The following is a 22,483-nucleotide window of genomic DNA, read 5'->3' on the forward strand; positions in this document are numbered from 1 at the left end:
TGGCGGGTTGAACGATTCCTGCCGCTACTACGCAAAATATTTTGCGTAGTAGCCTTCATTTCCAAGGTCAACTTCGCTAGAAGTACAGGCTCAGCTAAACATGAAATCCTCTTACTGACGAGTGCACCAAATACGGCGTGATGCGTTGTAGGGTTATGAAGACGAAAACGGATGCCCGAAAACTGGACCAGGCGACGCAGGCGCACCTGAGGAAGATGGTGGTGCAGGCCGTGCACAATGGGATGTCGCAAACCGATGCGGCGCGGACATACAGCGTGAGCCTGCGAGCGATAAGCCGGTGGATGAAGCAGTTGCGTGAAGGCGGATTGAGGGCGCTGCGTGCCGGCAAGCGTGGCCGCCGACCAGGAAGCGGCCATCTGACGCATACGCAGGCGGTGCGAATGCGCAAGCTGATTATTGAGCGGATGCCGGACCAGCTGGCGCTGCCGTTCTACCTGTGGACCCGTGAATCGGTCGCACAGCTGATCGAGCTGGAGTACGGCATCAAGGTATCGAAGTGGACGGCGGGGCGATACTTGAAGGCGTGGGGCATGAGCGCGCAGAAGCCGGTGCGACGGGCGTACGAAAGAAAGGATGCAGAGATTGAGCGCTGGTTGAACGAGGACTATCCGCAGATCGCGAAAGAGGCGAAGCAGGAAGGCGCAACGATTTACTGGGGCGACGAAATGGGGTTGCGCAGCGACCACGTCAGCGGCACCAGTTTCGCCTTGAAGGGCGAAACACCGGTGGTGCGGGCGACTGGAAAGCGTTTCAGTTGCAACATGATTTCGGCGATCACGAACCGCGGCGAACTGAGCTTCATGGTCTTCGAGGGCACGTTCACGAATGCGACGTTCATCGAGTTCATGAAGCGCATGATCAAACAGGCAACGCGCAAGATCTACCTGATCGTCGATGGTCATCCGGTCCACCGGTCCGTTGCCGCCAGAAAGTTCGCCGCCGAAAACGCGGATCGCCTCCGTCTGATCCGGTTGCCAGGCTACTGTCCCGAGTTGAACCCGGACGAGTTGTTGAATCAGGACGTGAAAACCAACGCGCTGGGCAAGAGCCGTCCGGCCAACAAACAGGAAATGATCCGGCATATCCGCAGCCACCTGCATCGTCGACAAAAGGAACCTCACGTGATTCGCAACCTGTTCAAAGAAAAACATGTCCGCTACGCCGCTTGATCAGTTGCGCACTATTTGATGCACCTGTCAGTAATACCACTGAATCAGACTTCAATCATGAAAGGAGTCAGGCGCAGACGCCCCCCGTGTTCCTCGACCGGCTCCGACGCGCCTCCGAAACGCTACCCAAGGTTCTTAACTAACGCTCCCTCACAAATTCGGATAGTTCGGGCCGCCGCCACCTTCCGGCGTGACCCACACGATGTTCTGGGTCGGATCCTTGATGTCGCAGGTCTTGCAATGCACGCAGTTCTGCGCATTGATGACGAGGCGTTCGCTGCCGTCGTCGTTCTTGACGAACTCGTACACGGCTGCCGGGCAATAACGCGATTCCGGACCCGCATAGGTCTGCCAGTTCACGCTGACCGGCACCGACGGGTCTTTCAGCGTCAGGTGCGCTGGCTGATTTTCTTGGTGGTTCGTGTTCGAGATGAACACCGAAGACAAACGGTCGAAGGTCAGCTTGCCATCCGGCTTCGGATACGTGATCGGCTTGCACTGCGACGCGGGCTTGAGCATCTCGTGATCGGAATGCTGATGATGCAGCGTCCACGGCACGTTGCCGCCCAGCAGCTTCTGCTCGATGCCGACCATCAGCGTGCCGAGGTACAGCCCCTTGCTCATCCACTGCTTGAAGTTGCGCGCGCGATGCAGCTCGCTGTGCAGCCACGAAGTCTTGAAACTTTCCGGATAGGCGGTGAGTTCATCGGCCTGGCGTCCGGCCTGTACCGCATCGAAGGCGGCTTCGGCGGCCAGCATGCCGGTCTTGATCGCCGCATGCGAACCCTTGATCCGCGACGCGTTCAGGAAGCCCGCGTCGTCGCCGACCAGCGCGCCACCCGGGAACACCAGCTTCGGCAGCGACATCAGGCCGCCCGCCGTAATCGCCCGCGCGCCGTACGACAGCCTTCACACGCGCCCGGAATGCTGGCCGTGGGTCGGCTGGCGAACCGTTTGACCAGCTCCTTCGCGCGCCGGTCTCGCCGTGGATCACCCAGATCCAGCGTCTCAAATTCCTCGTCCACCCATGCTCCCGCGTCGTCTCGGATCTTCATGCCGAAAATCCGAGAATAAACGCGAAATCCGCATTGTTAACAACCCCCTTCTGACAGCTTTGTTACTCCGTCATCGTTTCCGGAAGCGTCGAGTTGTGTAAGGAGATGCGTAAAACCTACTCGTCTTCCTGCTTGAAAACGAGCAGGCGGTCCCGCGGAAAAGTCACCGCGATCTGGCCGCCTTCAACAAGATTCCAGCGGCGCTGCGCTTCGATCGGACAATCCACTACTAGCAGCCAATTGCGTAGCTGCTTGCAGCGCATCCTGATACGCCAGAACGATCCGAGAAATTCCATCGACTCGATCTGGGCCTCCAGCACGTTATTTCCTGCAGATTCCGCCTTGTTTTCCGAGGCATCGTGGATGACAACATCGTCAGGCCGTATGACTACCGTGGCGCGCACACCCGCGCCGAGTTCATGCGGACGGCATTGCAAGACCAGATCACCGATTGCGATAGACCGACTATCGCGGGTACTGGCTGGATATTGGTTAGCTTCGCCAATGAAACTGGCGACGAAGAGAGTTCGAGGTTCGCAGTAGATTTCCTGTGGTGTGCCTACCTGCTCAATCACCCCATGGTTCATCACCACAATTCTGTTCGACATCGCAAGCGCTTCTTCCTGGTCGTGCGTGACCATGATCGTCGTAACACGGAGCTTGCGTTGCAGTTCCTTGATTTCATGCCGGAGATGGACGCGGACCTTTGCGTCAAGAGCAGACAGCGGTTCGTCAAGCAGCAGTAACCCGGGAGATGTTGCCATCGCGCGTGCGAGCGCCACCCGTTGCTGCTGTCCGCCGGAAAGCTGAGCCGGATATTTCTGCGCATGGTCCGAGAGGCTCACCAGTTTCAACAACTCGCTCACACGCCGGGATATGGCATCGCGGGGCTGCTTTGTTGCTTCCAGTCCGAACGCGACGTTCTTCGTGATGGTGAGATTCGGAAAGAGTGCGTAGGACTGAAATACGATGCCGTAGTCGCGCCGTGAGGCCGGCAGATGAGAAATGTCACGGCCCGCCTGGCTGATTGTTCCCGTGGACTGTGGATCCAGCCCCGCTATGGCGCGTAACAAAGTCGTCTTCCCACAGCCCGACGGGCCGAGAAAGCAGACAAATTCCCCCTCACCGATCTCTAGGTTGATATTCTTGAGCGCAGCGAAGTCACCGTAGCGCTTCCACAGGTCGCGTACCACGAGATAATCGCTACGAGCGAGGTGCCCGGGCATCGTATTCATGAAAAGATCCTGTTTCACAGACTGGCTCCGCAACTTGTAGCTCACTTATTTCCTGGCGGCAGGTTGCCCCGACTCTTACCTGCACGAGCAACTGCACAGCGATCCCGGAACGCCTGACTGGTCGGGTCTACTACGCCGAAGCGGTTCGGCTCATAGACGCTGGCGTCGATCTCGCTCGGCTGACCGGTAATGATGCTGGCCACGACTTCGCCGTATCCACCCGAGCCAGCCAGTCCCGAACCGCAGCAACCACCGGCCACGACGAGTCCCTCGGTGCCAGCCGGTCGGCCCACGACGAATTTTCCGTCCGGGGTGTAAACCGACAGTCCGCTGATGTGATGCGCGAAACCCCACTCCTCGATGCGCGGCGCAACGGATTTCAGCGCGCCTGCATGTTCGAGCAACATATCGGTGTCGGCCGTCTCGTCGACCAGATTCATGTCGTTCATGTCCGGCTCCAGTTGCATGGGATCGTAGGTTCTCGACAGCGGCTCCTGCAGACCAATCAGCAGGCCACCGACTTCAGGACGCATGTAGGCCCGGAAGTCCGGCAAATAGACATTCGGTTGACCCGCCGTGCTCGTACCATCTGGCGCCGTGATCCAGTAATGGCTACGGGTCGGCGCCCCTGGGAATCCGAAATTGATCGAAGCGGCCAACGCCATCTCCCAGGCACCTGCGGCGCAGACGACCCAGCGCGCACGCACGACGCCCTTCGAGGTCATCACGCCGCTTACCTCGCCGCCCTCCTGCAGGAGACCCGTGACTTCGATCCCTCGCTGAATCCTTGCCCCCGCTAGGCGCGCGGCGCGTGCATAGGCCGACGCCAGCAGTGCCCCATCCGCGTAACCATCCTCGGGCACGAAAATCGTGCGCCGCGCCTCGTCCAATTTCAGCCAAGGCACGCGCGCGGTAGCTTCCTGCCGGTCGATCTCGTGGACATTCAGCCCGGCTCCACGCATGACAGACTCGAGCGCGCGCATTTCCTCCTCGCGCGACTCACTGAACGCGGCGCGCACGCAGCCATGCTGGTGGAAGCCAATCGACTCGCCGAGGATCTGCTCCAGCTCCTTGATCGCCGCGCGGGTCCGGCCAATCATCCTGATCGTGCTGACATCCGAGCGCGTGTGATTGAGAAAACCTGCCGGGCGGCAGGATGCCCCCGTGGCCAGCTCGCCGCGCTCCAGCAGCAGAACGTCGGTCACTCCCGCCCGAGTCAGGTGATAGGCGGCTGAAGTGCCAAGCAACCCGCCACCGACGATCACCACCTCGGCCCGATCAACACTATTTCGCATGACATTTCCAATAAACATTAGGCATACTTATCATATAAACAAGCGCACTACATATGGTCTGGAATGCGGCCTAGCCAGCCGTCATGAGCCGCGCCACTTCTGCGTCTTTCTGGCAAGGGCCGAACTGACCACAAGGTGGACGATCCGCATGACAATGCACGTGGCAACCATGGTGGTGGCCATCGCCGCCGCAGGCGCATACGATCCGGCATCGTCCATGTTGACCACTGCCACCGACGCAAGCATGGTGTGCGGGCTGTATAGAAATATCGCTGCCGATACCGTGTTCATCGCACTCAGGAACAGATAGATCCAGGTATCCAGCAGTGCCGGCACGCATAGCGGCAAGGTCACCCCAAGGAGTACCTGCATCCTGGACGCCTTAAGAGAGTCCGAGATCAGCTCGAACTCGGGGTCGAGTTGACGCAGGGAAGTCGTTGCTATGAAATGGCTAACCGTGTAGTAGTGAATGATCGTGGTGATGACCAGAATGCTCATCGTCCCATACAGAACCCCTAGCGGATTGCCAGACGCATTCAGGTAAAGCAGCATTGCCAACCCGAGCACCAAACCCGGTACGGCTAGTGGCAGCAAGGTCATCGATTGGTAGGTATCACGCAGCCACCGGGGTGCCGTCGACTTCTCGACCAGCCAAGCTCCCGAGAACGTCAGCACGGTCCCTGCAGTTGCCGCCAGAATCGCCATGCGCAGCGAATTGAAGTAGCTTTGCCACCCGGCACCGTCGAATTGGTCGAAGTGGTAGTTGCGCAAGGTCAAGCCCAGGTTGTATGGCCAGAACTTGACAAAAGAGGCATAAGCCGGAATGGCGATCATGGCCACCATCACGATCGATACCAGAACGCAATAGGCCAGCGCAAGAGCATCGCGCCCTGCCCTCGGGCGGGGAACGAAAGGCACAGATTTCGAGGTCAGCGCGACTTGCTGGCGTTTGCGCGCGTAGCGGTCAACGAAGAAGGCCGCCAGCGCCGGCATGAACATGACCATGCTGACCACCGCTCCCGTCTGAAAGTTCATCTGACCGACGACCTGTTTGTAGATTTCAGTGGCCAGCATTGCATATTCGCCTCCGATTACCTTGGGAATGGCGAAATCGGTCACGCACAGCGTGAAGCAGACGATGCTTGAGCTGATCAGCCCATACTTGGTTGCAGGCAGTGTGATCGTCAGGAAAGCTTTGAACCGGCCGGACTTCAGCGACTCTGCCGCCTCATAGAGTCGACTGTCCGATAAGGTAATAGCCGTACTGATGAGAAGGAAAACATGGGGGAAGCGGGAAATCGTCATGCTGACGATAATGCCTATTGGGCCGTAGATTGAATGCCCCATCATCAAACCGTTCAGGTAGCCCTGCGTGCCGAACAACTGGGTCAGGGCCATAGCTGACAGCAACGTTGGGGTTAATAACGGCAGCAGCGCACCGCCTCTAAACAGCGCCTTGAAGCGCACGCAGGTATGAGTCAGGCAGAGCGCAAACAGATAGGCCAGAACAATCGTTAGCACGGTACTGACAACAGCAATGGTCAGCGTGTTGGAAATGATGTGATATGCCCCGCCGCCCTCGAAATATTGTTGGTAATTTCTCAATCCGACGAAAGCCCCGTCCCGGGACTGCAGGCTTCGCCAGAAGACAAACACCAGTGGCAATATTGAGAAAAGCGTAAGGAAAGCCGTCAAGGTGATCAGTACGAGGGGCGATCCGCTTACGCGCCCATGACCGAGCCTGGAACGAACTGACACCGTAGACATGCTGGATTCCCTATGGACAGAGATAATTAAAGATTCGAAAGATCGGCTAGGGGACAATCAGCTCTTGGGCTGGGCCTTGGCACCGTAGCGCTTCTCGAATTCCTGGATGATCCGCTCACGGTTTTTCGCTGCCCACCCGAAGTCCTGGACTAGCAAGCGGCCTGTCTCGTCGGCGGGCAGGCCATCAAGCTTCGCGCCGTACTGCGGCATTGCGATCACCACGCGCGATTTCCCATAGAGCTTCATTGCCTCTTCCGAGGTCGCCCAGTCCTCCAGCTTTTGGGCGTCGGCAAGGTGCGGGGAGCCCTTGATGACCGCAACCGCGTTCAGATCCCACCCCAGTGCATCCGTCGGCAGCGTCACCGTGATCGGAGCCCCATCCTGCAGCAAGCGTGCGCCGCGTAATTCGAAAGCGATACCGACAACGGCCTCACCTCGCCCCGCCTGGACAGCCGGCGCGCTGCCGGAATGGGCGTATTGGCTGATGTTCTCGTTCAGTTTGTCCATGTAGGCCCATGCTTTGGCCTCGCCCCAAGCCTGAATCCACCCGGAAAGACACAGAAACCCTGTACCTGACGATGCCGGATCGGGCATCACAATCTGCCCCTTGTACACAGGCTTGATCAGGTCCTCCCACGTGGTGGGCTGCGGGATGTTCTTTTTCTTGCCCTCTACCGTGTTGTAGATGATGGCTGCTACATAACCGTTGGTACCGACCCATGAAGGAGGCTGGTCGCTATCCTTAAACTTGGCCGGAATTTTCTGGGCTTCAGCTGGCGTGTACGGCGCAATGACACCATCTTTCTTCAACTGCTCGACATCGGTCACGCTCAGGCCCCAGATCGCGTCGGCGTGCTCGTTGCCCTTTTCCGCCAGCAGCTTGGCTGCGATAACGCCGGTCGAGTCGCGCACCCAGTTGATTCTGATGTCGGGGTATTTCGCCTCGAAAGCCTGCTTGTATGCCTTGAGGTCATCGGTCTCGAACGCCGTGTAGACCGTCAACTCGGTCGGCTCCGCGAGCGCCGTTCCAGCGGTGGTAATCGATGCGGCAATCCAAAGAGCCTTAAGCCAGTGCCTTTTCATGATGATTTCTTCCTCTTATAGCGTTTCGTCTATCCCCACCCCGAAAGCTGCAACATCAGAGCTATGGTGGGATTTGCGTAGCCGATTTTATTTGTCAAATATGTAATTTGCATGTCAAGTATTGACCCAGTCGATAGATTATGGGCAATATGTATAGCAAATATTGACCAGGTCGATTGAATGAAGGGGAATACACGTGAACTACCTGTACCTGCGAGCCTTTTATGCCGTGGCGACTGAGCGGAGCTTTACTCGGGCAGCCCAAGTATTGAACGTCAGCCAATCCACGCTTTCGAGCCATGTGAAGGAGCTCGAGGAAACCTACGACATCCGGTTGCTGGACCGCCGGGGGCGCACTGTTGTACCGACCGACACGGGCGAAGCGGTACTCGCGCAATGCAGGGAGTTCTTCCGACACGAGGAGCAGATCGACGGCCTGCTCAACCGCAGCCAAAAGTTGCAGGCCGGCAGGTTGAAGGTCGGAGCCGACGGCCCGAAGCACGTCGTGTCGGTGCTCGCAAGCTTCATGGAACTACACCCCGACTTTAAGGTTTCTCTTCATACTGGCAACGCGAGGAACGTAACCCAGGATCTACTGAATTACGAAACGGACGTGGCGATCGTGGCCGCGTTGGGCGCGCCACATACCCAGCTTTATACGGAACCATGGATCCGCTACGCGCTAGTCGCCGTCATCCCCAGAACCCACCCGCTCGCGAGAAAGGAGGCCATGGATCTCACCGATTTCGCGAATGAGCGGGTCATCATGCGCGAGCCCACCTCCCTGACTCGTCAACTCCTGACCAGGAGCTTGGAACGCGCCGGAATTCTGGTTCAGAACACGATGGAAATGGACAGTCGGGAAGCCATCCGTGAGGCCGTAGCGTCGGGCATGGGAATTTCGGTCATGAGCGAGATTGAATTCCCAAACGACGACGCGCACATTGCTGGCATCCGGATTAACGATCCGGAACTGCAGTTCACGGAATATGTCGCGTGCCGGGAGAACCGGAAGAACACCCCTAGCATTAAGGAATTCTTCAGGCTAGCGCAGAGTTTTCGTCGGCTCTAAGAAATAGCTTCCTAGGAATGTGACGAAAGAGAAGGCAACCGTTAGTCTTCGAGAACGGTTTGGCGATCAAGGCCAGCGGGTACAGGCCGCTTATTCGAACTTACCGATGACGGCTCTGGTGCAAATAGGCGATATTGACGAGATATTTTGTCTATAAAGGATACCTGATCAGGCAGACAGGACGGCCACCCAGATTGCGGGCGCAGCGGTATCTTTGAGGCGGAGTTTCGCGAGGCTGAATTGGCCCTTGCGAATACGGTGTACCAGTTCAATACCTGAGAGAGTGATCGCTGCGTTCCGGAAACGTTTGAAGCCGAGCATGACTTTCGTCCGGGACTTGATGTTGCGGTGGTCCTGCTCGACCATAGCATTGAGATATTTCGAGAATCGGACCTTCGTGTCCTCCGGCAGCAAGGCATCGGCCTTCATCTCGCGCACGGCGCGGTGCGAGGCGGCGTAGCCATCAAGCGTGATAGTCTTCGGTGGCTGGCCTTGATGTTTGATTGCCTTCCTGAAAAACGCCTTTGCCGCCTTCACGTCGCGCCTGGCGCTGAGCATGAAGTCGACCGTCTGACCAGCCCGATCCACCGCACGATAAAGATAGACCCACTTGCCGCGCAGCTTGAGGTAAGTCTCGTCGACACGCCACGACTGGCCGGTGGATCTGCAAAAGCGGTTCCACCGTTTGACCAATTCCGGCGCAAAGCGACGCACCCAGCGCAGGATCGTCGTGTGCGCCAGCGACAGCCCCCGTTCCGCCATCATTTCGACCAGATCGCGCAGGCTAAGCTTGTAGCGCAGGTACCAGCGAACACACAGAATGATCACATCGCGGTCAAAATGACGGCCCGCGAACAGTTCCTCCAGACTCTTCAGCTTGCTCATCGGCGGTTCTCAATTCGTTCAGACCGACACCTTAACCGATTCGTCCCCGCGCTATTTGCACCAGAGCCGATGAGAGCAATCAGGTCCTGTTCGTCGTGTCCGTGCGAGACGACTCATTGACACGGAAACCGCAGGTTGAGTGACTGCAACCCGGCAAAGTTCGACCATTCGAAGTAGTTTGCCGATGCCCGCAAGGGGTCGACTTCTGCGCGGCACGGACCGATCAAAGGCGATCCACTCCGCTGGTTCAAAGTCGGACCGGGTTCGGCCATCTACGGCCGCTCGACCGAAGTCGGAAAGGGACAATCGGGCGTCGGCAGTACGCCTATGAAGCGACGCACTCAGTCGATGCCGCGAGCGCTGCCGAATCCGCCCAATCGCCGTTCGCTGCCGGGTGGAGATGGCTACCGGCAATCTGAAACAAGCTGGCCGAACAATCAGGAATGCACACAGCCTCATTAAATCCTGTTTGACATAAATATGCAAGGCAATTGAAAGATTATACGAATCTGCGAAGGGTGGGTTGCCTCCCTGAATAGGAGGGATCTCTCGTGCAGCGCAGGCTGAAATGGGGCTCAACAAGACACCCTGGCTGCCCACTGTCAGGAGCGGCGCGAATGTCACGCAAAACGGACGGTTTGAAACTCACTATGCTGAAGACGGTCAAGCGGCAGGATCAGGGTCGATCTGGTCTTTCATCCGATAGCTTTTGCCTTCGATGACGACAGTCTCGGCGTGATGAAGGATGCGATCGAGCAACGCGGAGGTGAGCGTGGTGTCGTGGTTGAAGATCTCAGCCCAGTGTTTAAAGGCACGATTGGAGTTGATGATGGTTGCGCTCTTTTCATATCGTTGACTGATGATCTGGAACAGCGCGTCGGCACCCTGTTTATCGATGGGTAAATATCCCAGTTCATCGACAATAAGCAGGCGCGGTTTGACGTAGCGGCGCAATTCGCGTTTGAGGCCGCCATGCGCATAGGCGGCGTTCACCGAGTTAATGATATCCACCGCGTTAGCGAAGAGCACCGGGTAGCCGCGCAGGCACGCGGTATGTCCGAGCGCAATACTCAGGTGACTCTTGCCGAGCCCGACGCCGCCGAGGAAGATCACGTTAGCCGACTCTTCGATGAAGTTCAGCCGGAACAGGTTCTGGATCTGCAGCCGGTTGATGTGGGTGGGCCAGCTCCATTCGAACTGGTCGAGCGTCTTGAGTATCGGGAAACGGGCCAGGGCGATGCGCCGGGCGATACTACGATCCTCGCGACGATGCGCTTCGCCCTCGATCAGGTGGGCCAGATAGTCGACATGCGACCAGTGCTGCGCGCCCGCGTCGCCAGCCAGTGCCTCGTAATGTTGCAGCACGTAGCTCAGGTGTAGTTCCGTGAGTTGTGCAGGCAACGTATCGATGGCGGGTTTGCGCTGGTGCATGGTGGTGTGTTCAGCTTTCGTCATGGGGCTCCTCCGGTCCGTAGTGCGAGAGATCCGGTTGCGCGAGTTCGATGTCCAGCAGATCCTGATGGCGGACCAGGTGCAGCGCGCCGACTTCGGGAATCTGCCGGGCTTTCATCTCCAGAATGTTGGCGATGTACTCGCAACTGAAGGCGTGAAACGCAAGCCCATCACGCATGGCACGCCCGACCGCCTCGACGCCGTAGATCTCGCTTAATGCGATGATCTTTCGCACGTGCTGTCGCGCATTGGTACGTCGTTGATCGAGTCCGTCGTAATAGGCCTGGGCATGCGGGCCCAGTTTCAGGAACTGCATCATCAGCCGCTGTTCCCGGGCATTGCGGCGTTGTGCGAGCAGTGCCTTGGGATGTTCGGGATCCTCAATATCCTGATGGCGATCGTAGCTTCGCACATGTCGGGCGATCAGCTGGTTGTCGTGGTAGATGCAGACCCGCTCGGGATATGCCTTGAGCGTCACACGCGCACTCGCATACCGGGCCGGCACGGAATAATGGTTGGTGTCCAGCGCCACGCGAAACTGCTTGCTGGCACGCACCGTCACAATGCGTGCGACATCGTAGGCTGATGGATTCAGCGGTTTCAGATGCGCCTGCTCGGCTGCAAACAGATCGACGGGGCGCTGGTGCGTCTCACCGTGTATACGCACATTGGCGATGGTCTCGAGCCAGAGCTGGGCCGCGGGGTTGATCGCGCTGAACCCGGCGAGCTCAAGCCCGTTGAGGAGATTTTTCTTGACGTAACCTACACCATTTTCGACCCGTCCTTTTTCGTTGCCTTTTCCTACATTGCAGGCCACGATGTCGAATCCCCAGTGACGCGCCGCATCCAGATAGCGCGGATTGAACACCGGCGCCTCGCCCACCAGGCGCTGCAGTACCGCTGACTTCAGATTGTCCACCATCACCCTGGCCGGGCAACCATGGAAGGCTGCGAACGCGTGCTCATGGCATGCGAGGAAGTGCTCCATCGTCTGCGACACGGTGAATTCGACATACATCAGGCGGCTATAGCACAGCACCATGACGAAGAACGACAGTCGCCGGCGCGTCGAGCCCACATCAATCGTGCCGTATTCGCCCCAATCAATCTGGGCACACTCCCCGGGAGTGAAGGCAAGTTTCAGGAACGCCTCGTGTCGCGGTGGGCGGATTGCGCTCACATAGTCGCGCACAATCGTGTAGCCGCCTTCGAAGCCCGCTTCGCGCAGGCGCTGGAAGACCTGCTGAACGCTATACGGATGCGCATCGAGCCAGCGAACCACCTGCGCCTTGAACGGATCGAGCCGGCTCGCGCGCCGTGGCGAGCGGCGCGGCTGATACGCGCCCGCCCTGATCCATTTCGCCACCGTTTGCGCATGCAGCCCGAGCGCGCGCGCCGTCTGCGTGATCGTCAGATGCTGCCGGTCATGGCAGTCGCGGATCCTGCAGTACGTCTCGTAATCAAGCATGGCGTTTGCCCAGCGCCGCGTGCAGCCGCTCCAGATGGGTCGCCACGTCGGCTTGAGCAGGCGCGGGCGGCGCCGACTCCGGCGGCGGTGTATCGAGCGCCAGCACCTGATACAGCGGCCTTTGCCAGGCGATCAGGCCGATACGCACCAGATCGCTGCGCGCCATCGACAGGCGCGCCGGGGCCATCGACAGCCGCTGCGCAAGCGACGTGTCCGCGTAGTAGCTCAGGCCCTGGGCATCAGCAACGGTGACCAGAAACAGGTACAGCGCGGCAGCACAGGCGTCACAGCGCTCGATATACCGCTCGCGCACCAGCCGGTGATCGATCCAGCTGAACTGCGCCGGAACCTGCCGGATCCGCTCAGGGCAGATGACCCGCTTGATCACCATGCTCGCGTCTCCCGCTCAGAATGTCCTGTCCCAGTTGTAGCAGGCGCCGGGTGCTCAGCGCGATGTCTTCTTGTAACGCACTGTCAGTCAGATGGGCGATCAACCCAATCAGCACGGCGGGTTGCGCCGACAGGACATCTTGTAACGCATCGCCCGTTAAGAATGGCGATTCCTCTTTTGTTTCAATGGCTTGCACGCAGGAGTCATCTTGTAACGCACCGCCCTCCCGCACACCTGAACGCCGCCAGTATCCTGGATGCTGTTCGCGCCAGCGCTGCACCCGCGCGACGTTTTGCGGGCCGCGGAAGTAGTCCTGATTCTCAGATTGGGAAAGCCACTGGCGCTGACTGGCCGCCTTGCTCGCCTGACGGCACGCGAGGGCGCTGCAATACCGCTGGTGTCTGACGTTGCGCGGGTCCGGGCGGAACAACGCTCCGCAACCGGAACACTGCCGTTGTCGTTGGCGTTTCATGATCGGCCCCCTTGCGCCGATCATGCGCCACCACCCGCGAGCAACCTTAACCGGTTGATCCCGACAAACGGGACCAATAAAGGAAGAAAACGCCTAGGATGAACGAAGAAAATGCGCAAGAAGAGTCACGTCCTTGATAAATAGACGAACCCGAAGAAAACCAGCGAAGAGGTGGATTTCAGACCGACAGATTTAAACGACTTTCAGAACGCCAATGACACCCACGACCGTCCACGACCGCGCCGTTCCTTGAGGATGCCGCGACCTGACGTGCTGGCTCAGGGATCCAGTCGCTGGTCGATGGCCTGCTGATAACTTGGCAGGCTGCCGAGGTTCAGCAACTGCAGGCTGAACTGCGGCAGGTGAACCAGACGCTGATCGGGACGATTACCCTTCTCAGAATCTCTTACGAAGACCGACGCGCACGCCGACCTGGTTTTCGGTCGAAGAGTAGCCGATGAGGGTACCCGGCGTCGTGTCCAGGAACATACCGGCGCCCATGGCTTGGTTGTTCGTGTGCTGATAGTTGACGGCCAGATAGACGTCCGTTTCCTTGGACAGGAAGTAATGCGCAGTCGTATTGAGCTGGTTGTAGCCGTGGCTCGCGTAGGTCGAATACGTATAGCTGCCCGTCAGCGTAGCGGCCGGTGTCACGAAGTAGGTCGCGCCCGCCTCGTAGTTGTTGATCGTCGCGTTATTGCCTGCGGCGGTTGCCCGGACCAGCGTCGATGTCGCGTTGCCGAACACCTTGAGCTTGTCGAACCGATAGCGCCCGCCAACTGCCCAGACGCGTTGGCTGTGTCCGCCGAGTGTAATCGTCGCCAGCGAACCAGTCATACCGGTGACGGCGGTGTACGCCGCTGAAAGCACGAGCGGTCCTTGAGCGAACTTGAGGCCGAAGCTGGAGGCACGAGGAGCTGCATCCGTTCCGGCGAAGCCGCCAGCGACGTTGCTGAAGCCGTACAGGGCACCGAACGAGATGCCGCCCCACGTCGGGCTGACGTACTTGACCGTGTTGTTCAGCTGCTCACCTGCCAGACGGTCCGCGTCGAACAGGTGGAATGCAACTGCCGTCGTACCGTTGGCCGCTGCCGAGTTCTCGACCATGAAGTCCGTCATGAAGTCATATTGACGGCCGAAAGTGAGGACACCGGCTTTTTCCGAGTCCAGACCCACGTACGCCGTACGACCGAACAAAAGACCGCCTTGCCCCATCGCGCCGTTGCTGAGGTTGAAGCCGCTTTCGAGGTTGAACACGGCCTTCAGGCCGCCGCCGAGATCTTCTTTGCCGAGGAAGCCCCAACGGTTACCCTGGAGAATCCCCGAGTCGCTCATCACGACCGACTTGCCCTTCTGATTGTTGACGTAGGTGATACCCGCATCGAGGATACCGTAAAGCGTCAGCGAGCTTTGTGCGAATGCAAAAACCGGTACTTGCAACAATGCAATTGCGAGAAGCATTTTCTTCATACTGCTGTGTCTCCATTTAGTAGTTTTACTGCTGGATTAACCCTACGCCTTCAGCCAGAATTAGGTCTATTACGTAAGAGTTATTCTGGATACAAGCCTTTCGATCTAGCATAGAGTCGCGAAATACCCAGCAATGCCTTGATATTCTTAACTTCCACACCAACCTGCGAAGCGATTTCAACCAGTACAGAAATCAAGGCGTCAAGCTCCAGTGGTTTTCCCACGACGGAATCTTGAAGCATAGAAGTCCTAAATGCGCCCAACGAAGCAGTGACTGCGTGTCGATCTTCAGGGTTTGCGCCAATTGGTAGTCCGATGCAACTGCCAATATTGGCCATTTCGACCATACAACTTGACATGAACTCTCGCACGTACTGATCAGCAAGAATTTTGTCCCCCGTTGCGCCCGTAATGGCTGAAATCGGGTTCACAGTCATATTGCCCCATAGCTTGAACCATATCTCGCGTTGAATCAAAGCAGTTTCTTCGACATCGAAATTAGCGTCGCGTAAACACGTTGCGATTTTTTTTACACGCTGAGAAGCTTCGCCACCTCCGGGTTCACCGATAACAATTCCATTGCCCGCGATACGACGTATGGTTCCCGGATTGGGGGCAGTCGCTGAAAGATGCACGACCGAACCAATCACAGAGGATGTCAAAATAGACGCACCAACGACACCTGATGGATCAAGCGACCATAGGTTGAGCGATCCAGCAGGCTCGGGCAGTCCGTGAGCGAACCACCAAGGTATGCCGTTCATGGCAGACAGGACCGTCGTCTCCGGACCGACCGTTGCTGCGATTTGCGGCGCAACGGCTTCAAGGCCGGTAGTTTTCAATGCGACGATCACGAGGTCCTGAGGACCGAGTTCCGCAGGCGTACGCACCACATTGACATTGTGTGACGTGCGACGCTCTTCCCCATCGACGGTTTCGATCAGAGTCAAACCCTGACGCTTCACCGTGTCGTAGGTTTCATTTCGAGCGATAGCGCTCACCTCATACCCGGCACCGGCCAGTTTTGCAGCCATAAGACCGCCGACGGCACCCAGCCCGTGAATTGTGATCTTCATCCGTTGGCCCTCACTCGCGCCAGGACGCATCAATCTTGTCAACCTGTCGAATCAATGCGTCAAACACATCGCGACCGCCGCCATAGCGAGGATCGAACTGTAATGCGTCTTGACTTGCTTGAAGACAAATCGATTCAGGAACGGGAATGGATTCGCCGAGCGCTGCAGTGGCCAATTGAACTTCGCAAGCGCGCTGTAGGGTCCACAGATAGCTGAAGGCCAAGGGGATCGTGTTCCCAATGCTTAGCAATCCGTGATTGCGAAGGATGACCGCATTCGCGGCGCCGATGGACTGCACGACGCGCGGGCCTTCTTCGGCATGAACCGTGATGCCTTCGAAATCGTGATACGCCACCCGATTGTAAAGTTGGGCCGCATAGAAGTTATTCATCACGAGACCTTGCCGCGAGCAGGAAACGGCCGATCCTGCCGTCGTATGCGTGTGCATTACACAGTGTCCGTCAGGGATTCCGCGATGGATTGCGGAGTGCAGAACGAATCCGGCTGGGTTAGGCCGGTACTTCGATTCGCCGATGATCTGACCATCGAGATCGATCTTCACCAGATTCGAAGCCGTGACCTCACTATAGTGGAGGCCGAATGGATTGATCAGAAAATACGATTCCGGACCATGGATGCGCACCGTAATGTGGTTGTAGATCAGCTCTGTCCACCCAAGCATCGCGAAAATGCGATAGCAGCCTGCGAGTTCGGTCCTCAACGTCTGTTCATTGATCACCTGGTCCGTCATGTGCATTCCCCTTAGTGGCTGATCACGGGTTTAGTGGCGTCGAGAAGCGCCCCGACTTTTTTATCCTGAGCCATGTTGTGAATGGCTTCGAACAACGCCTTTTCGTTATCTGCGCCCAACCGTTCAGTGACGAGCAACGTGAATTTCGCACGCAATTCCTCGTTCGAGAACATGGTCGTGGGCTCGCCCTTCGGCTCGTATACGAACTCGCGCAGGACGTCGCCATTCTTGTCGTGAATCTCGACGACCGCCGAGAAAGCACCAGGGAAGTTCCGATTGCATTCCTCGTCTTCGAACACGTCCACACGCTGCATCAGTGCGCGAATCGTTCCGTTTTTCAGGCCCGCCTCGTAACTGTCCCAGCCGAAAGTGCCAGTCACGAGCGCAGCGGCGACGCAGAAGTGCGTCGAGAACTGACAATCGACCACGTTCCGCGGATTACGCTTGCGTTCCTGCGGATTTCCGACAACCGCAACGCTACGGTCAGCCATGCCCACGCGGACGGTTTCGATATTGCGCACATCGATCTGATGCTTGCTAAGGAGATTGAACACTGCATCTAAAGGCGCGTGGATGCCACGGCAGCACGGATAGGGTTTGACGCCCGACGACATGATTTCCCACACTTCGCCGAGACCGGCCAACGCCGCTGCCGGATTCGGTTCGGGCGAGTATGCGTTGAAGAAACCTTCACGGCCTTCGAATGCCTGTGTCGCTCCGGTGTAGTTGCTGCGGGCGAGAACTGCGGCCATGAGACCGCCAGCCGAAGCATGGCCCACGTGGAAACGTTTCGTCCATGCGCCGTTCACCGAGAACTGGCCCGTGCCCGCCGACTCGCTGAGAGCCGTTCCGAACGCGTGGCCCATTTGCTCTGGGGTGAGTTTCAGGATATTGCCTGCGGCGGCCACCGCGCCGAATACGCCGGTAGTTGCAGTGAGGTGGAAGCCGCGCTCCGAATGCTTGGTGGGGTTCACACCATAGGCGACGCGAATCATTACCTCATAACCGGCGACGATGCCCGCCAGGAGTTCGCGGGTCGTAGCGCCTACCATCTGGGCCGCCGCCAAAGCAGCCGGAATCACAGGTGCGCCGGGATGCAGCAGTGATTTCGCGTGCGTGTCGTCGAAATCCAGGCTGTGTGCGGCGGCTGCGCCGAGAAGTGCTGCACCGAAAGGAGTCCACATATCGGTATTGCCCGGCACCCGGCAAATACCACCTGAAAGGCCCAGGTCCCTCAGACCCTGTTCGAGTGCGAGAGTGGAATCCAAGGTTTGCGAACGGATTATGATACCCAGCAAGTCCATAAACAGCAGACTTGCGCGTTTACTGACTTCAGCGGGCAGGTCCTCGAAACGAAGTGCCGAACTGAATTGCGCCAGTTTTTCTGTTACGGGATACATGGACGACTCCTTCTCTATTAAACGTTATTACGCGTCATTCTTCGGCACTGCCGGGATACCGCGACGAACGAATTCCGCGAAGTCTGGCGACAGTTGTACGCTGTTTTCGAGGTTGACCCACATGCGCAGAAGATAGCGCTTGCGGCCGTCTTCGTGATCGAAGTATTCCGAGCGCGAGTGGAGGGTCGCAAAGTTGTTGATGACCTGGATATCGCCGGGCTTCAGCATCATGTCGATAAGGAAGTCCTCGCGCGTGCCGAGATCGTGCACGTAGTTGATCGCTTCCTGCTGGATTGCAGTCAGCGGCACCCCACGCTTCTTCGCGCCGGTCTCGATGATCTTCTTCGCGAATGCGCAGTTGACACGACCGTTGTTGTACTCGAACACCGGAATCGGCGACGCCGTGACTTCATTCGCGTCGTGGCTCGGGCCATAGCCACGGTAGTCGTGGTAGAACCCTTCGTACAGAGCTTCCAGATATTCCGGGTGGTTTTGAACGATGTGGTTGTGAATCGCCGCCGTGCTGCACAGGCCACTCATGCCGCCTTCCCCCGCCTTTTCCACGCAGAGGAGAGTAACGACGTCGGCGAGGTCCGTGTGCGGGTCGAGCATGCGGTTCGTCGTGTTGTTACGGCGATTCGGGTCGTCGTCCTTGAGTGCTAAATCCGTCACCGCTGCAACGAAGTCGCCGGCAACGTTGTGCGAGATCACTTGACCCATGTGCACACCTACGCCCCAGTAGATGGTCTTGAGTTCGTCGAGCGAGTAACGCTCAACCGGGAAACCACGCAGGAGAGCGAATCCCCGCCCATTGCGAATCTGATTGTCGATTTCCGCGAATGTGGCTCCCAGCGAGCCCAGATCGAACTGCTCTTTGCCGAACGAACCCCAAGACAGGCCCTGATCTTGGACCTTCCGGAGTGCGGTATCGACAGCCACGATATCCGACTCGGTGAATTTGTAAATCCACGAAGGATCGTTTTGCAGATCTGCGGCCTTCCAGGCGTAGGCGTCGGTAATCAGTTCACGAAGAATGGGTTTCGTCATAGTGCACCTTAATATTTAAGCGAAGTGTGAATTGATTCACACCTCGACGGGAAGTCGTCAAGCAGTCGGAAGATCCGGGACTTCGACGTTGACCAAAGGCCCGAACTGTTGACCTCCGAACAGATCCGTATCGGCCGGGTCACCACTCGTCACCAGACGCGGCACTGTCACCTTGATCGCGTTCGCCGGCTCGTAGTTGAATAGCCGGACCTTGCTTTCATCGACGCCGAAAAACTGCGCCATCGATTCCTTCGTAATCACGCTGCTCGCAACTACGTGATCGTAGGTGCGACGATCCGGAAACATAATGTCCAGCGTCAGGAGGAAAGGACCCGCATTCTTGGTGCGGATCAGTTTTGCCAAATCGCGAAGGCGTGCCATATTAAATATCCTCGTAACGGATCGGATGCAGTTCAAGCGGGTGGTCGAGTTCAACCACGTGATTCAGGACGAATTGATACGCCTCACCCAACGACCAAAAATGCGGGGCGATCGGGAAGGCGAGATTCGACAACAGGCCTTCCCATTGCGGAACTGAGTGGTGAAGCACCATGTGAGCGGCTTGGCCAGCGATCGCGTAGGCGATTTCTTGCGTCTGTGCGAGCGTAACCATCAGGAGCCCGACTTCATTCCCGATCGTCGGACTCGGTTCGCGTGCGCCGAGGACGCCGCTGCGTCCGTAGATCTTGTAGTCGATCTGATACTGGCCGCGAATCGATTCACCGTAGACGGCCTCAATGTTTTCGGAGATGTGGTCCTGGAGACCGCCGAACCAGCTATCGAATTGCTCCAGGATAACCGGGTCGCGCACGCCGCCGAGGACCATGGCGCGGTAGCCGATCTTCTTCGCCCCTTCCAGTTTGACCGTGTAGGGCTTCGGATTGAACTGCGAACCCGTAACGCGAACACGTCGCTCGTCAACGGCTTCGTATTGAGCGTTCGTCAGATCCATCTCGCCGCCCGGTTCGAGCATGCGATACGGATCAGCCGTCTCATACAAAGCGTGGGCAGCAACACTCAATGGCGAGCACTGCTGCTGCGGGCTGACCGGTTCGAGCGTGAAGTCTTTCTGCGTGATGGTGCAGATCATGCCTTCCGGCTTTTCCATGGTGACGACAGCTGCGCCACCACATTCCATGATCTTTGCTGCGTGCCAGCAAAGACCAGCTGGGAAGCCCTTTGCAACGGGAACAGCCGCGAAGATTGCAGCATCCGTCGAGCGGCCGGCCAGCACGACGTCCGCACCGCCTTCCAGCGCCGCAACGTAAGCCTCTGCACCCATCATCGCAACGATATGGTCCGCGTCCTTGAAAACCGATTCGTCGATTTCCGGTGCCGGGTCCAGCGCCCTGATCTTTCCGTCGCGATACTTCTGGATCAGAGTTTCACGCGGAACTTCCGATTCGATAATCGCCGTCTTGAAGTGGAGACTTTCTTCCCGGGCGATCTCCTGAACGATTTCCCACACCCAGTTCAGGTTCCAGTTGCCACCCGATCCCCCGCAGGAACCGATGAACAGCGGGACGTTAATCGACCGCGCTCCAGTGACGAGAATGCGAAGATCGCGCTTGATCGCCGCACGCGAAAAGAACGGCTTATTACCGCCGAGATTGGCAGGACCGCCATCGGTTGAACCCGCGTCACAGCCGATGAACGCCAGATCCCGCGACGCGATAGCCGCGAGAAAATGATTTTCGGAAAAGCCGACGCCGAGAACACCTGTCGGCGAGAGATATGAAATCGAATCCATTGTGAAACCTCTATGCAGATAATCGGTTTTACTACCCACGTCTCTATTGATCACATTTGTTACTGACAGGCCATTTTAATGGCGCACCTCTGTTAGGAAAGTGCGCCACCGTTTACGGGGCCTTAATCATCCGACGAGTACTACGCCGAAGCCTGCTTGTCTGCGATTGAATCCAGTTCTTCCAGCGAAGCTTGATTCGTCTCCTGACCAAATACGGTAACGACGACAGCCTGCAATATCAGAAGACACGCGACGACCGCGACGACCGCCTTCAGACCTCCGAATGCGAACAGTCCGACGACCAAGAACGGTAGATAAACAGACCAAATACGCCCAATGCCGTTACAAAGTGCGATACCACGTGACCGTATCGCAGTCGGGAACAGTTCCGAGGTATATCCGGCCAATGCAAACGTAGCTGTCACATATACCGCGATGAACAAGCAGAAACCAACGCTGACGACCGCTACTGGCGTGCTCTGCATTGCATACAGGACCGCCAAAACTGCAACCACTACCGAGGAAACTGCAACGCCTTTGCGTCGCCCGATTTTATCGGCCAGCAATGCCGCGACCACTGTGCCAACCGGTCCACCCGCCGACATAAACAGCGAATACTGCAACGACGTCGAAAGCGACAGCCCCTGCTTCACAAAGAACGACGGCAACCACACCAGAAGACCATAGATCGCCGAGAACTGAACGATGGCCAACATGATGCCGATGATCGTCGGTACTCGGAGTCCCTTCTTGACCAAAGCGGTAGCCGGCAATTCTTTTTTAGCCGATTTCACCGTGGCAGTTTCGTCATAGCCCGGAAGCACCGTGGTCTCAGGATATTCAGACTCGATTTCGCGGAGAATCGTATCAGCCTCTTCGATTCGGCCTTTCGACTCGAGCCAGCGGGGCGATTCTTTCAAACTCCAACGAATAACCCAGATGATGAAGGCCGCTGCCGATGCCAAGCCAAACATCCAGCGCCATCCCTCATGTCTCGGCAATAAGAAGTAACCACCCAGAGCCGACGCGAAGATAGCGGTATTGGCGATGAATGCTGTCAGGCCAAGCCAGCGTCCGCGCTTGGACGGCGGCACAAACTCACTAAGGGTTGCGTAGCTCACGACAGCTTCTGCGCCCAAGCCGATGCCCGAAGTAAACCGCCAGATCGCCATAGCGTCAGGCGTATTGACCAAGGCAGTAACCAGAGTAGCGATCGCTACGATTGCCAGGTTTACCTGGTAGCACAGCTTACGGCCGAATTTGTCGCTGAAATAACCCGAAGCGAGTGCACCGACCACCAAACCACCGTAGGTTGCGGACACCACATGCCCAACCTGCGCCATGCTTGCGAACCCGGATTTAACGAGTGCGCCCATAACACCTGCCATCAGGTATACGTCGAAAGCATCGACAAATAGTCCGCCACCAAGCAAAAACAGCGTTCGGTAATGAAATCGACCGATCGGCAGTCTGTCCAAACGCGCACCACTATGTGCAGTTTTGGATGCAGAATCCATCTGCAATCCCAACTCACCTTGAGCCATCTACTCGTCTCCTTTTTTGCCGACTAGTTCGTTTATACGCATCTGTCGGCTATGTACCACTGTTAGTGATGAACCCAAAA

20 protein-coding genes and 1 pseudogene are annotated in these 22,483 nt (G+C 57.5%); 2 read left to right on the forward strand and 19 right to left on the reverse strand.

What is annotated here, in order from left to right:
* The first annotated feature begins 155 nt into the window (after positions 1-155).
* Positions 156-1,190: an IS630 family transposase gene (locus HF916_RS04325; RefSeq protein WP_206001742.1), complete on the forward strand. Its 1,035-nt coding sequence runs from the start codon at positions 156-158 to the stop codon at positions 1,188-1,190.
* Between the two features lie 150 nt (positions 1,191-1,340).
* On the opposite strand, the pseudogene HF916_RS04330 reads toward HF916_RS04325, so the two are convergent.
* From HF916_RS04330 to HF916_RS04355, 6 genes and pseudogenes are all read right to left on the reverse strand, one after another.
* A pseudogene (locus HF916_RS04330) lies at positions 1,341-2,099 on the reverse strand (electron transfer flavoprotein-ubiquinone oxidoreductase); the annotation flags it as partial.
* Positions 2,057-2,245, reverse strand: coding sequence for an IS4/Tn5 family transposase DNA-binding protein (locus HF916_RS51920; RefSeq protein ID WP_168787935.1), 189 nt, complete (start codon positions 2,243-2,245; stop codon positions 2,057-2,059). The pseudogene HF916_RS04330 and the gene HF916_RS51920, both read right to left, overlap by 43 nt.
* Before the next feature lie 116 nt (positions 2,246-2,361).
* Entirely contained in the window at positions 2,362-3,480 is a 1,119-nt protein-coding gene (locus tag HF916_RS04340; protein WP_168787936.1) for a putative 2-aminoethylphosphonate ABC transporter ATP-binding protein, read from the reverse strand.
* Between the two features lie 41 nt (positions 3,481-3,521).
* Complete coding sequence (locus tag HF916_RS04345) at positions 3,522-4,775, reverse strand: NAD(P)/FAD-dependent oxidoreductase (RefSeq protein WP_168787937.1); 1,254 nt, start codon at positions 4,773-4,775, stop codon at positions 3,522-3,524.
* Between the two features lie 81 nt (positions 4,776-4,856).
* A complete protein-coding gene (locus tag HF916_RS04350; protein ID WP_168787938.1) occupies positions 4,857-6,542 on the reverse strand; it encodes a putative 2-aminoethylphosphonate ABC transporter permease subunit in 1,686 nt (561 codons plus the stop codon).
* Positions 6,543-6,599: 57 nt separating this feature from the next.
* Positions 6,600-7,625, reverse strand: coding sequence for a putative 2-aminoethylphosphonate ABC transporter substrate-binding protein (locus HF916_RS04355; protein WP_168787939.1), 1,026 nt, complete (start codon positions 7,623-7,625; stop codon positions 6,600-6,602).
* Between the two features lie 196 nt (positions 7,626-7,821).
* Between HF916_RS04355 and HF916_RS04360 the strand changes: the two genes are divergently transcribed.
* Positions 7,822-8,697: a LysR substrate-binding domain-containing protein gene (locus tag HF916_RS04360; RefSeq protein WP_168787940.1), complete on the forward strand. Its 876-nt coding sequence runs from the start codon at positions 7,822-7,824 to the stop codon at positions 8,695-8,697.
* 168 nt (positions 8,698-8,865) lie between these two features.
* Here the strand turns inward: HF916_RS04360 and HF916_RS04365 are convergent, their stop codons facing one another.
* The 13 genes from HF916_RS04365 to HF916_RS04425 all read right to left on the reverse strand — a co-directional run bounded on the left by HF916_RS04365 (position 8,866) and on the right by HF916_RS04425 (position 22,403).
* Positions 8,866-9,573, reverse strand: a complete 708-nt coding sequence (locus tag HF916_RS04365; RefSeq protein WP_431311390.1) for an IS6 family transposase — start codon at positions 9,571-9,573, stop codon at positions 8,866-8,868.
* Positions 9,574-10,245: 672 nt separating this feature from the next.
* Complete coding sequence (gene istB, locus HF916_RS04370) at positions 10,246-11,037, reverse strand: IS21-like element helper ATPase IstB (protein WP_206001714.1); 792 nt, start codon at positions 11,035-11,037, stop codon at positions 10,246-10,248.
* On the reverse strand, positions 11,024-12,502 hold the full coding sequence (gene istA / locus HF916_RS04375; protein ID WP_168787653.1) for an IS21 family transposase: 1,479 nt from the start codon (positions 12,500-12,502) through the stop codon (positions 11,024-11,026). The genes istB and istA overlap by 14 nt, the downstream gene beginning before the upstream one ends.
* Complete coding sequence (locus tag HF916_RS04380; RefSeq protein WP_168787652.1) at positions 12,495-12,893, reverse strand: hypothetical protein; 399 nt, start codon at positions 12,891-12,893, stop codon at positions 12,495-12,497. Before HF916_RS04380 ends, istA begins: the two co-directional genes overlap by 8 nt.
* A complete protein-coding gene (locus tag HF916_RS50365) occupies positions 12,865-13,365 on the reverse strand; it encodes a hypothetical protein (RefSeq protein ID WP_240975187.1) in 501 nt (166 codons plus the stop codon). The genes HF916_RS04380 and HF916_RS50365 overlap by 29 nt, the downstream gene beginning before the upstream one ends.
* 396 nt (positions 13,366-13,761) lie before the next feature.
* Positions 13,762-14,835 (reverse strand): porin, encoded by a 1,074-nt coding sequence (locus HF916_RS04390; RefSeq protein WP_168787942.1) that lies wholly within the window; start codon positions 14,833-14,835, stop codon positions 13,762-13,764.
* An 80-nt stretch (positions 14,836-14,915) separates the two neighbouring features.
* Positions 14,916-15,911 carry a 2-dehydropantoate 2-reductase gene (locus HF916_RS04395; RefSeq protein ID WP_168787943.1) on the reverse strand — a complete coding sequence of 332 codons (996 nt, stop codon included), beginning with the start codon at positions 15,909-15,911 and terminating at the stop codon, positions 14,916-14,918.
* Positions 15,912-15,921: 10 nt separating this feature from the next.
* Positions 15,922-16,662, reverse strand: coding sequence for a class II aldolase/adducin family protein (locus tag HF916_RS04400; protein WP_240975356.1), 741 nt, complete (start codon positions 16,660-16,662; stop codon positions 15,922-15,924).
* Positions 16,663-16,673: 11 nt separating this feature from the next.
* The gene (locus tag HF916_RS04405) at positions 16,674-18,062 is read right to left on the reverse strand and encodes an MmgE/PrpD family protein (protein WP_168787945.1); all 1,389 of its coding nucleotides are present in this window, start codon (positions 18,060-18,062) and stop codon (positions 16,674-16,676) included.
* A 27-nt stretch (positions 18,063-18,089) separates the two neighbouring features.
* The gene (locus HF916_RS04410; protein ID WP_168787946.1) at positions 18,090-19,109 is read right to left on the reverse strand and encodes a TauD/TfdA family dioxygenase; all 1,020 of its coding nucleotides are present in this window, start codon (positions 19,107-19,109) and stop codon (positions 18,090-18,092) included.
* 57 nt (positions 19,110-19,166) lie between these two features.
* Positions 19,167-19,490, reverse strand: coding sequence for a DUF4387 domain-containing protein (locus tag HF916_RS04415; protein WP_168787947.1), 324 nt, complete (start codon positions 19,488-19,490; stop codon positions 19,167-19,169).
* Between the two features lies 1 nt (position 19,491).
* A complete protein-coding gene (locus tag HF916_RS04420; RefSeq protein WP_168787948.1) occupies positions 19,492-20,859 on the reverse strand; it encodes an acyclic terpene utilization AtuA family protein in 1,368 nt (455 codons plus the stop codon).
* A gap of 140 nt (positions 20,860-20,999) precedes the next feature.
* Positions 21,000-22,403, reverse strand: a complete 1,404-nt coding sequence (locus tag HF916_RS04425; RefSeq protein WP_168787949.1) for an MFS transporter — start codon at positions 22,401-22,403, stop codon at positions 21,000-21,002.
* Positions 22,404-22,483: the final 80 nt, after the last annotated feature.

It is taken from the genome of Paraburkholderia aromaticivorans (assembly GCF_012689525.1).
Lineage (GTDB): Bacteria > Pseudomonadota > Gammaproteobacteria > Burkholderiales > Burkholderiaceae > Paraburkholderia > Paraburkholderia aromaticivorans_A.

What these genes read in the sequence shown, in the direction of transcription:
- HF916_RS04325 (WP_206001742.1), top strand. Translation starts at nt 156, where the DNA reads ATGAAGACGAAAACGGATGCCCGAAAACTGGACCAGGCGACGCAGGCG.
- HF916_RS04340 (WP_168787936.1), bottom strand. Translation starts at nt 3,480, where the DNA reads ATGAATACGATGCCCGGGCACCTCGCTCGTAGCGATTATCTCGTGGTA.
- HF916_RS04380 (WP_168787652.1), bottom strand. Translation starts at nt 12,893, where the DNA reads ATGGTGATCAAGCGGGTCATCTGCCCTGAGCGGATCCGGCAGGTTCCG.
- HF916_RS51920 (WP_168787935.1), bottom strand. Translation starts at nt 2,245, where the DNA reads ATGAAGATCCGAGACGACGCGGGAGCATGGGTGGACGAGGAATTTGAG.
- HF916_RS04395 (WP_168787943.1), bottom strand. Translation starts at nt 15,911, where the DNA reads ATGAAGATCACAATTCACGGGCTGGGTGCCGTCGGCGGTCTTATGGCT.
- HF916_RS04355 (WP_168787939.1), bottom strand. Translation starts at nt 7,625, where the DNA reads ATGAAAAGGCACTGGCTTAAGGCTCTTTGGATTGCCGCATCGATTACC.
- istA (WP_168787653.1), bottom strand. Translation starts at nt 12,502, where the DNA reads ATGCTTGATTACGAGACGTACTGCAGGATCCGCGACTGCCATGACCGG.
- HF916_RS04425 (WP_168787949.1), bottom strand. Translation starts at nt 22,403, where the DNA reads ATGGCTCAAGGTGAGTTGGGATTGCAGATGGATTCTGCATCCAAAACT.
- HF916_RS50365 (WP_240975187.1), bottom strand. Translation starts at nt 13,365, where the DNA reads ATGAAACGCCAACGACAACGGCAGTGTTCCGGTTGCGGAGCGTTGTTC.
- HF916_RS04415 (WP_168787947.1), bottom strand. Translation starts at nt 19,490, where the DNA reads ATGGCACGCCTTCGCGATTTGGCAAAACTGATCCGCACCAAGAATGCG.
- HF916_RS04400 (WP_240975356.1), bottom strand. Translation starts at nt 16,662, where the DNA reads ATGACGGACCAGGTGATCAATGAACAGACGTTGAGGACCGAACTCGCA.
- HF916_RS04420 (WP_168787948.1), bottom strand. Translation starts at nt 20,859, where the DNA reads ATGGATTCGATTTCATATCTCTCGCCGACAGGTGTTCTCGGCGTCGGC.
- HF916_RS04410 (WP_168787946.1), bottom strand. Translation starts at nt 19,109, where the DNA reads ATGACGAAACCCATTCTTCGTGAACTGATTACCGACGCCTACGCCTGG.
- HF916_RS04390 (WP_168787942.1), bottom strand. Translation starts at nt 14,835, where the DNA reads ATGAAGAAAATGCTTCTCGCAATTGCATTGTTGCAAGTACCGGTTTTT.
- HF916_RS04345 (WP_168787937.1), bottom strand. Translation starts at nt 4,775, where the DNA reads ATGCGAAATAGTGTTGATCGGGCCGAGGTGGTGATCGTCGGTGGCGGG.
- istB (WP_206001714.1), bottom strand. Translation starts at nt 11,037, where the DNA reads ATGACGAAAGCTGAACACACCACCATGCACCAGCGCAAACCCGCCATC.
- HF916_RS04350 (WP_168787938.1), bottom strand. Translation starts at nt 6,542, where the DNA reads ATGTCTACGGTGTCAGTTCGTTCCAGGCTCGGTCATGGGCGCGTAAGC.
- HF916_RS04405 (WP_168787945.1), bottom strand. Translation starts at nt 18,062, where the DNA reads ATGTATCCCGTAACAGAAAAACTGGCGCAATTCAGTTCGGCACTTCGT.